The following is a 9,012-nucleotide window of genomic DNA, read 5'->3' on the forward strand; positions in this document are numbered from 1 at the left end:
TTGATATTTAAATAATTCACGGTAAATTGCCTGCTTCTTTTCTGATTCATTCGTTAAAGCAAGAGGGAAATAGCGATAAACTTATTTCCCTCTTGCTACTTTATTTGAATCGACCTTACTAAAATCAAGGTGCGCCCAAGGCTGACCGTAATAAATTAGCTACCGCTTGCCCGCCAGTATTTCTCACGTAATTAGTCACTACAGGTACAAATTGGCTGACCATATCAGGAGAAAGGTTCAATTGTTGAAATGAAGAGGCTAAGGAAGTCATGCTCCCTAATGCGTTATTTGCATCACCCATCATTGAGGAAAGGCCGCTAGTAGCCATACCTGGCGCCGAACCAGACACGTTAGGTGCCGCATTCAGCATATCACTCATTCCTGGCACAGACTGAGACAAGGTTGTAAACTCTTGAGGCTTCATATTATTTTTAGCTTCTTGGAAAATTGCGCCAGCACCTCCCATGGCCTGCTGCTCAGAAACACCTAATTGGTTAACCAAAATATCCGCTAAATTGGCTTGATTCTCCATATTTTTAGCAGCAGTTGTTCCCGATTCAATCGCCTGCCTTCCCCCTTGTGCCGCCTGTTCAACTGTTGCTAAGCCACTATCCACAGAGCTAGCAACATTTTCCTCTCCCCCCTTAGTCGCGCATCCCATACCCAATAAAATTAATATTAAAATACCAATTTTTATACAATCTATTATTCTCATTACAATTCCTTTCTAAGGTTGATTTACAGCTGTAGCGAGTAGTGCCCTGCTGCCCTCTGCTACTCTAGAGAAATATTTCTTTCTTAATCACTTTAGGGCAAGGTTGCTCCATCTACCCATGCCAATTCCCTGCTTTCTTCAAATTCCTATGGTTATTGGACATCGGACAATATTACTATTGTATCTATCCTTACTATAAAATCCATTCTGGAATATGTCTAATAAAGTAGAAATACAATACTGTACCGGGTGCCGTTGGTTGCTTAGAGCAGCCTGGATAGCGCAAGAATTATTAACAACTTTCGAGCAGGAAATCTCAGAATTAACACTACGGCCTGGAACGGGTGGCGTTTTCAATATATTGGCTAACGGTAAGCTTGTCTGGTCTCGAAAAGAAGCCGGTCGATTCCCTGAAATTACCGAGCTAAAGCGGCTTGTCAGAAACCAAATAGCCCCCACCAAGGATCTGGGTCATGCGGATAAAAAACACAAGTAAACTATGTTTATATATTCTCTGCATACCTGGGAGCTTTCGGTTTACCAGGAAGCCCAAACCACTCATCATCTTTTTAGCCTGTAATCATAATTTTAATCTTAGAGATTGTACTCCAGAGATTTAAGCCTTATGAAATGTATAATACTTAAACTACGGGCAGAATTTCTGTCCTTTCCGTTTCTCTAATAAATAAACAACGATTTACCGACCCCCATGGATAAAAGCTATAACCCGCAAGCGATAGAACAATACTGGTACCAAATCTGGGAGCAGAAAGGCTATTTTACTCCCCAGGGGAAAGACTCCTCCTACTGCATTATGATCCCACCCCCCAATGTCACCGGCCACCTGCACATGGGACATGCCTTCCAGAACGCCATTATGGATGCTCTAATCCGCTATCATCGGATGCGAGGGGACAAGACCCTATGGCAAGTAGGTGCTGACCATGCCGGAATCGCAACCCAAATGGTAGTAGAGAATCAGCTGAATGCCGAAGGAAAAACTCGTCACGATTTAGGCCGGGAGGTTTTTATCCAGCGTGTTTGGGCGTGGAAGGAACACTCAGGTGGCACCATCACCCGCCAACTCCGCCGCATGGGGGCCTCCGTGGATTGGAGCCGGGAACGCTTTACCATGGACGAGGGATTATCCCAAGCAGTATGCGAAGTCTTTGTACGCCTCTATGATGAAGGACTCCTCTATCGCGGCCAGCGTTTGGTGAATTGGGATCCAGTGCTTCATACTGCTATTTCAGATTTGGAAGTTACCTCGGAAGAGGAAAATAGTCACCTTTGGCATATGCGCTATCCCCTGTCGGATGGCAGCGGGCACTTGGTAGTGGCCACTACCCGCCCTGAGACCATGCTGGGAGACACGGCAGTGGCGGTCCATCCGGAAGACCCTCGCTATCAGCATCTTATCGGCAAAACGGTTGCTTTGCCGCTGGCAGATCGCACCATTCCCGTGGTTGCCGATGACTATGTGGAGCCAGAATTTGGTAGCGGCTGCGTAAAAATCACTCCAGCCCATGATTTTAACGACTACGAGGTGGGACAACGGCATAAACTGCCCCTCATCAATATTTTTACGGTGGATGCCTCTCTCAACGAAAACGTCCCTGAAAAATATCAAGGCTTGGACCGCTTCGAGGCTCGTAAACTCGTCGTGGCTGATCTGGAAGCCGCCGGTTTATTAGAAAAAATTGAAGATCATAAGCTCATGGTACCCCGGGGCGATCGCTCCCGCACCGTCATCGAGCCTTATTTGACCGATCAGTGGTTCGTGAAAACCGCCCCCTTGGCCGAGCCCGCGATTCAAGCGGTAGAAAATGGCCAAATCCGCTTTATTCCCGAAAACTGGAATAAAATTTATTTTGAGTGGATGCGAAACATTCAAGATTGGTGTATCTCCCGCCAAATTTGGTGGGGACACCGGATTCCGGCGTGGTATGATCCAGAAGGCAAAATCTATGTCGCATCCACGGAAACCCAAGCCCGCCAAAAATACAACCTTCCTCCCGATCTCCCGTTAGAACAAGATCCGGATGTACTAGATACCTGGTTTTCGTCGGCTTTGTGGCCTTTTTCTACCTTGGGATGGCCGGAAAAAACCTCTTCGCTGCAGGCTTTCTACCCCACCAGTGTCCTGGTCACCGGATTTGATATTATCTTTTTCTGGGTGGCCCGGATGATCATGATGGGCCTGAAATTCACGGGAGAGGTTCCCTTCCACGAAGTCTATATTCACGGTCTGGTTCGTGACGCCGAGGGCCAGAAGATGTCTAAATCCAAGGGCAATGTCCTTGATCCTCTGGATCTCATTGATGGCATTGATCTGGAAACTCTAGTCACCAAGCGAATCGGTGGTTTGATGCAGCCAGCCATGGCCAAGCGTATAGAAAAAGCGACACGTAAGGAATTTCCCCAGGGAATTCCCTCTTTCGGCTGCGATGCCCTGCGTTTCACCTTCGCTATTCTGGCCACCCGGGGCCGGGATATCCGCTTCGATTTAGGCCGGATTGAGGGCTACCGCAATTTCTGCAATAAACTTTGGAATGCGGCACGCTATGTTCTCATGAATGCGTCCTCGGAAATAGTGGCTGAGAAACAAAGCAAGCCGGAGCAAACCGAAGCAAATTTCATGCTAGGTGCCCCGGAACGCTGGATTATCTCCCGCTTCCAATCAACGACACAGGAAGTTATCGAGGGTATCGAAAATTACCGTTTTGATAGAGCTGCCCAGGCAATCTATGATTTTACCTGGAATGAGTATTGCGATTGGTATCTGGAGCTTTCCAAACCGGTACTCAATAACCCGGCTAGCCCAGAAGCCGCTAAGCGGGGCACCCGTCACACACTGCTCCATGTGCTAGAAGCCCTGTTACGTCTTGCCCACCCCATCATTCCTTTTATTACCGAGGAGATCTGGCAGCAAGTGGGGCCCTTGGCTGGCTGCCCAGGGAAAACCATTATGCTGCAACCCTATCCCCGCCCAGAAACCGATAAAATCGATGAAAAAGCCGTTGCGGAAATAGAATGGGTCATCGCCTTTGTTACTGGGGTACGCTCCATCCGCTCCCAAATGAATATCGCCCCTGGCAAACCCATTCCTTTGCTGTTACAAGCTGGAACGGCCCGTGACCAGGATTGGTTAAAATCTAACCAGAATTTTCTCTCGGCCTTGGCTAAACTGGACTCTATTCAATGGTTAAAAGATGAAACTCCACCGCCTGCGGCGACTGCCCTGGTAGACGAGCTCAAGCTTCTAATTCCTCTGGCTGGACTTATCGACAAGGAAGCAGAACTTAAACGACTGGATCGGGAGATGCAGAAAATGCGCAAGGATCTAGCACGAGTCCAAGAAAAGCTGGCCAATTCTAACTATGTGGAACGGGCTCCAGCTGAGATCGTCGCAAAAGAACGCCAGCGGGCCCAGGAAGTAGCCGCTGCCTTAAATACACTAGCACAACAACAGGCCGAGATAGCAGATTTAAACCCTTAAAAAGAATTGGGCCGAATGGAAGAATATCCATCCGGCCCAACGATAAGCTGCAAATTAAGATATTGAATATTTTATCTGCGGCTTATTTTCATAGGCTTTATGTCTTAGTGTTCGACGACATTCAAGGAGCCAGGCAGATGGATATTCATAGGATGGAGCTGACACCAAATAGTGAAAGCACCAGCCTTGTCGGCCTTGAATTTAATGGTTTTGGTCTCTCCCGCTTTAATAACTTCCGAGATTTTATAAGCGTCGATGGAAAATCCCTCGCTAATGGGGGACTTGTTTTCTATGGTAATCTCTACCGGAGTTCCTTTCCGAACAACCAGCGCCCCAGGCTCATTAAGCACATTAAAAGCGCGAATATCCTTAACGGTTACTCCTTCCACCTCAAGCTTCGGAATATTCGTATCATAAGCATTGATAACAACTGTAAAACTTTGTGCTTTCACATCCTTTGCTTGCGCTGTGCCCATCAGCAACAGCCCAAGAGCAAGACTCATCAATATAGCGTTAGTTATTTTCATCAATTACCTTCCTCTGTCCATTTTAGTACACATGAAACAGCCCTCTTTAAAAACTTAAGGGCGCTTACAACTCCCTAACAAACAAAATGGCTTTTTCCTGCATTTTTAGTTTAAAATACAGGAGCGCCCATTGCTGTCAGGATTGTATTTGGTTTATATTTTATTTGGTGGCCTACCCCTTTAGTTTCATCTCGATACCTTAAAGGGAGGAAATACCTCCGCCGCCAATATTACGCCAAAAACCTAAATCAGCTGCTGCCGATTGGCAAATACTTCAACCATCAGTAGTCTTCCTGACGCAGGTAGGGATTGGTCCATAAAGTCACCTGGAGCACCAACGATTTAAACCAAGCCTGGTGCATTTTTTCAACTTCCTCCGCACTATGGCCTTTTTTCTCCAAAAACGGTTTCATGGTAGCCGTAATGGGATAAATAAAGGCAATCAAATAGCGATAACTAATGATAGGCACGGACTGCACATTATCCGTCTTATTTTTCTTGGTATGATAGTGCCTCAGGCCAATTTCATGCTGGTAATTAAGCCAATCCTGATCATAAGCGCGGTTACAAGTATCCAAAATCCACTGAGCAAAGCGCTTGCGTACGGCAGCTAAATAGCTGCTATCAGGTTCACCCTGCAAGTCGCTAAAATAACGCAGTAGATGAGGATGAGAGCCGACAAAGCCATACCATACATCCAGAACGTCCTCAACTTGGTCCACTAATACTTGGCCAGCAAGACGTAGGTATTTTTCATCCTCTTCGGTAAAGAGTACTGTCTTCTTGAGGAGATCAAAATCCTCCAAGGAAACAGGAGATTTAGCTACTGCCTGCGTTCCATACGTATAACCCGGTATTTCTTTCTCGCCCATTGCTTATTACCTGTTTTCTTTTTTTCTTAAATTTATAAGCACCAAAAAGTCAAGGGACCTTTAAACATAGGGTGTTATCGAGTCGATACCATAATGAGCCTCCCAGGCGATGTCAAGTGGGTATCGATCCTGCGGCTGTTTTTAAGTATCATAATCAATTATGGACAAGCAAAAGCTGTTTCAGCTACTAGAGCGTGTTGGCACCCTGCTTCGGGCCGAAGAACGTAAATCAGCAACGACTCTCAACTTGCACCCGGCTCATCTCCAAGTCTTACGTTATCTTGCCCAATGTAATCGGTACAGCGATACCCCAATGGCAGTATCGGAGTATCTTGGCACTACCAAGGGCACAACTTCCCAATCATTGTTGGTATTACAACGGCAAGGATATCTTCGAAAAAAACCCGATCCGAAAGATCGGCGCATCGTTCATTTGGAACTCACGCCAAAGGGCCGGGCACTTACCAGAAATCTTGCTTTGCTGTCCAATAAGGGAAAAATCCTAGCCGGGTTAGCCACAGCAGAATTGCAAATCACCCAGCAAGTGCTAGAACGCTTGTTATGTGATCTTCAAAAAGCAAATCGCCACCGCACCTTTGGGCAATGCCATACTTGCCGGTATCTGCTAACGACCCATGACAAACAACTTTTCCGCTGTGGCCTAACCCAGGAACTGCTCAGAACGGAAGAGACCCTAAAGATTTGCCAAGATCATGCTTTCCCTCCTTCTTCCCGCAGTCTGGAATTTACAGCAAGTTAACAAAGCGAAGCTAATCTTTTACTCACTTACCCCAGTCTGGGTGCAATAGGCATAAAGTATCTCAATACAATGGACAATGGCGCCTAAATGGGCGATCTCATAACCATGTGTATTTTGGGTAGGAAAACCTAAACAAGCGGCCCGCGGCACGTGACCATATTTCATGGCAATGGAGCCATCACTGCCAAAACCATTAATCACCGCTAACTGCATGGGGATTTTTAGCCGTGCCGCAACTTGCTTGATAAGCCTATTGAGTCCCTCATCGTAAAGTCCATAACCGTCTTGGGAAAGGAGCACAGGAGCAGCGCCTTCTTTGATGGAATATTCAGGCGCCAAAGGACATATCTCCAAAGCGATCAAGGCATCGAGAGAATGGCACCGGCTAAAGTAAAGCGCCCCTATTGCTCCCACTTCTTCCTTGGCGGAAGCCACCAAGTAAACATCCACTAAGGGTTTATGAAGCTTCTGCGCCAAGGCCAGCAAAATCGCCACTGAAGCCTTGTTATCCAGCGTATAGCTTGCAATGTAATCTTTAAGGCGGAAGGGGCGCTTGCGGTGTTTTCCTACCACCATGCGCGTGCCTGGACGCACTCCAGCGGCCTCCAGCTCATGTTGCGTACACTTGGTTTCCACCCAGGCATGCTGCCATTGCAGCGGCGCCTGATCCTGCTGGACTTTCTGCGGGCTCTCATGGGAAACATGGCGGGAGCCAAATGAAAGAATACCACTAATGCAGGCATGGTCACCTAGTAAATCCACCACCCCTTCTCCGTAGACCCAGGGGAAAGCGCCGCCCAACTTCCTTACCTCCACTTGCCCTTGGCTATTGCTAGCCTTCACGATGGCGCCAATTTCATCCTTATGGGCGGTAATCGCGATTGCCCCAGGGTTTTTTCCCGTAACTTTCACAATAATGTTGCCCGCAGCATCTTGCCAGGCAGCCTGCCCCAGCGCCCTAAAACGTTCTAGCAACCATCCATCTATTTCCTGCTCGGCACCGCTGGGAGAATGGCGTAAGACCAAATCCTCAATCTGTGCAAATAGCTGTTCATAGCTCATCGACACCATACTACCTATAAGTATAGGGGATAAACGTTCATTCATCCCGTCGTATTTCAGGGCATTATCAAAAGACTAAGGAAGCGCCATAATTTTTTAAAGTCAATAAGCTTACAAAGAGTTCTCGCTTCCTATACTTTACAAAGGACTATTAATTTTGAATTAATACGTCTAAATTTAACTAAACACTATAAGTGAATAACGAAGCCAATACTTTATATCAACTTACCGCCGCAATTATAAAGGAGGCGTCATTATGCAGATTGCTGATAAAAAAGTAGTTTATATCCATTACACCTTAAAGAATCAGGAAGGCACCGTGCTTGATAGTTCTTCCCAGAAAACGCCTTTAGCCTATATACATGGGCTCGGCAACATCATTCCAGGTCTCGAAAAGGCGCTGGCCGGAAAAGGCGAAGGCGACAAACTCAATGTCAGCATAGGACCGAAAGATGCCTACGGAGAGCGCAATGAAACACTGCTCCAGACCGTTCCGCGGGACGCTTTTCAAGACGTAGAGGAGCTAGAGAAAGGCATGCAATTTCAGGCCCAGACACCGAATGGCCCCCAATTGATAACGGTGGCTAAAATCGAGACGGATCGGGTACTCGTGGATGCCAACCATCCCCTCGCAGGCGAAACACTAGACTTTGACGTGGAAGTGGTCGATGTCCGTAATGCCACGGAAGAAGAACTGGAGCATGGCCATGCCCATGGCGCGGGCGGCCATGAGCACGCCTAGCGGTACGGCCATTATTACCGCTACTCTTTGCAATTCACTCTAACCCGACAAAACAAGCTCCGTTAGGGGGAGCGGGGCTTGTCTTCTAACGGGCAACGAGATACCCTGACGTCCAACTCTTCAAGAACCAGATGCAAACTTCCGCCCTTTCCATGGATGACCTTTTAAAAAAGGCTGCTACGCTGCACGAACTAGCACAATACTGCAATCGCTATTTAGGTCCCAACGTCGTTAAAGGCGAAAAACTGGTATTCGGAGAAGGCCCATCTTCGGCAAAAATCATGATCATCGGCGAAGCGCCGGGCGTTCAGGAAGCAAAAACCGGTCAGCCCTTTGTGGGAAGCTCGGGCCAATTGCTCACTAAGTTATTGCATCAAATTGGCTTGAAACGGGAGCAGATCTATATCAGCAATATTCTTAAAACCCATCCCCCTGGCAACCGTAAGCCTCATCGCAGCGAAATTAAAAGAGAACTCCCTTTTTTGCTGCGGCAAATTGAACTGCTCCAACCCCAACTATTGGTATTGCTAGGGGCAACCGCCCTCCAGGCCCTGCTCGATCCCAACGCGAAGATTACCAAGCTGCGGGGCCAGTGGCTAGAAATCAAAAATCTACCCACCTTCGTTACCTATCATCCCGCGGCGGCCCTACGGGACGAAACCAAGAAGGCGGCGCTAGCGCAAGACTTCGCGTCACTTCAAGGATATCTAGAATCTCGCTAATTCCAGATTCCGCTGATTTCCTGGGATAACCTCGTTCCGCAGCGCCCCGGCTCGCCAATAAACCCCATAATTAGTCTAACTGTTGCACTAGCGGGGCTGGCCTGTGGAGCGAC

At 47.6% G+C, this 9,012-nt stretch carries 9 protein-coding genes; 5 read left to right on the forward strand and 4 right to left on the reverse strand.

From position 1 onward, the window contains the following. Window positions 1-124: 124 nt before the first annotated feature. A complete protein-coding gene (locus NWAT_RS09470; RefSeq protein ID WP_013220866.1) occupies window positions 125-715 on the reverse strand; it encodes a DUF2780 domain-containing protein in 591 nt (196 codons plus the stop codon). 214 nt (window positions 716-929) lie between these two features. Between NWAT_RS09470 and NWAT_RS09475 the strand changes: the two genes are divergently transcribed. Both NWAT_RS09475 and NWAT_RS09480 read left to right on the forward strand, forming a co-directional pair. Further along, window positions 930-1,211 carry a SelT/SelW/SelH family protein gene (locus NWAT_RS09475; protein WP_013220867.1) on the forward strand — a complete coding sequence of 94 codons (282 nt, stop codon included), beginning with the start codon at window positions 930-932 and terminating at the stop codon, window positions 1,209-1,211. A gap of 213 nt (window positions 1,212-1,424) precedes the next feature. Then, entirely contained in the window at window positions 1,425-4,214 is a 2,790-nt protein-coding gene (locus NWAT_RS09480) for a valine--tRNA ligase (RefSeq protein WP_013220868.1), read from the forward strand. A gap of 104 nt (window positions 4,215-4,318) precedes the next feature. Here the strand turns inward: NWAT_RS09480 and NWAT_RS09485 are convergent, their stop codons facing one another. Both NWAT_RS09485 and NWAT_RS09490 read right to left on the reverse strand, forming a co-directional pair. Next, window positions 4,319-4,741, reverse strand: coding sequence for a nitrosocyanin (locus NWAT_RS09485; protein ID WP_013220869.1), 423 nt, complete (start codon window positions 4,739-4,741; stop codon window positions 4,319-4,321). A gap of 281 nt (window positions 4,742-5,022) precedes the next feature. Continuing rightward, window positions 5,023-5,613: a protoglobin domain-containing protein gene (locus NWAT_RS09490; protein WP_013220870.1), complete on the reverse strand. Its 591-nt coding sequence runs from the start codon at window positions 5,611-5,613 to the stop codon at window positions 5,023-5,025. A 160-nt stretch (window positions 5,614-5,773) separates the two neighbouring features. On the opposite strand from NWAT_RS09490, the gene NWAT_RS09495 reads away from it, so the two are divergent. Beyond that, window positions 5,774-6,373 carry a MarR family winged helix-turn-helix transcriptional regulator gene (locus NWAT_RS09495; protein ID WP_013220871.1) on the forward strand — a complete coding sequence of 200 codons (600 nt, stop codon included), beginning with the start codon at window positions 5,774-5,776 and terminating at the stop codon, window positions 6,371-6,373. A gap of 18 nt (window positions 6,374-6,391) precedes the next feature. Here NWAT_RS09495 and NWAT_RS09500 read toward each other — a convergent pair whose 3' ends face one another. After that, the gene (locus NWAT_RS09500) at window positions 6,392-7,480 is read right to left on the reverse strand and encodes a M42 family metallopeptidase (RefSeq protein WP_232420095.1); all 1,089 of its coding nucleotides are present in this window, start codon (window positions 7,478-7,480) and stop codon (window positions 6,392-6,394) included. 211 nt (window positions 7,481-7,691) lie between these two features. On the opposite strand from NWAT_RS09500, the gene NWAT_RS09505 reads away from it, so the two are divergent. Then, window positions 7,692-8,177 carry an FKBP-type peptidyl-prolyl cis-trans isomerase gene (locus tag NWAT_RS09505; RefSeq protein WP_013220873.1) on the forward strand — a complete coding sequence of 162 codons (486 nt, stop codon included), beginning with the start codon at window positions 7,692-7,694 and terminating at the stop codon, window positions 8,175-8,177. A gap of 131 nt (window positions 8,178-8,308) precedes the next feature. Beyond that, window positions 8,309-8,899: a uracil-DNA glycosylase gene (locus NWAT_RS09510; RefSeq protein ID WP_232420096.1), complete on the forward strand. Its 591-nt coding sequence runs from the start codon at window positions 8,309-8,311 to the stop codon at window positions 8,897-8,899. The last annotated feature ends 113 nt before the right edge of the window (window positions 8,900-9,012 follow it).

Origin of the sequence: Nitrosococcus watsonii C-113 (genome assembly GCF_000143085.1) — a bacterium.
In the GTDB taxonomy this organism is placed as follows: Bacteria; Pseudomonadota; Gammaproteobacteria; order Nitrosococcales; family Nitrosococcaceae; genus Nitrosococcus; species Nitrosococcus watsonii.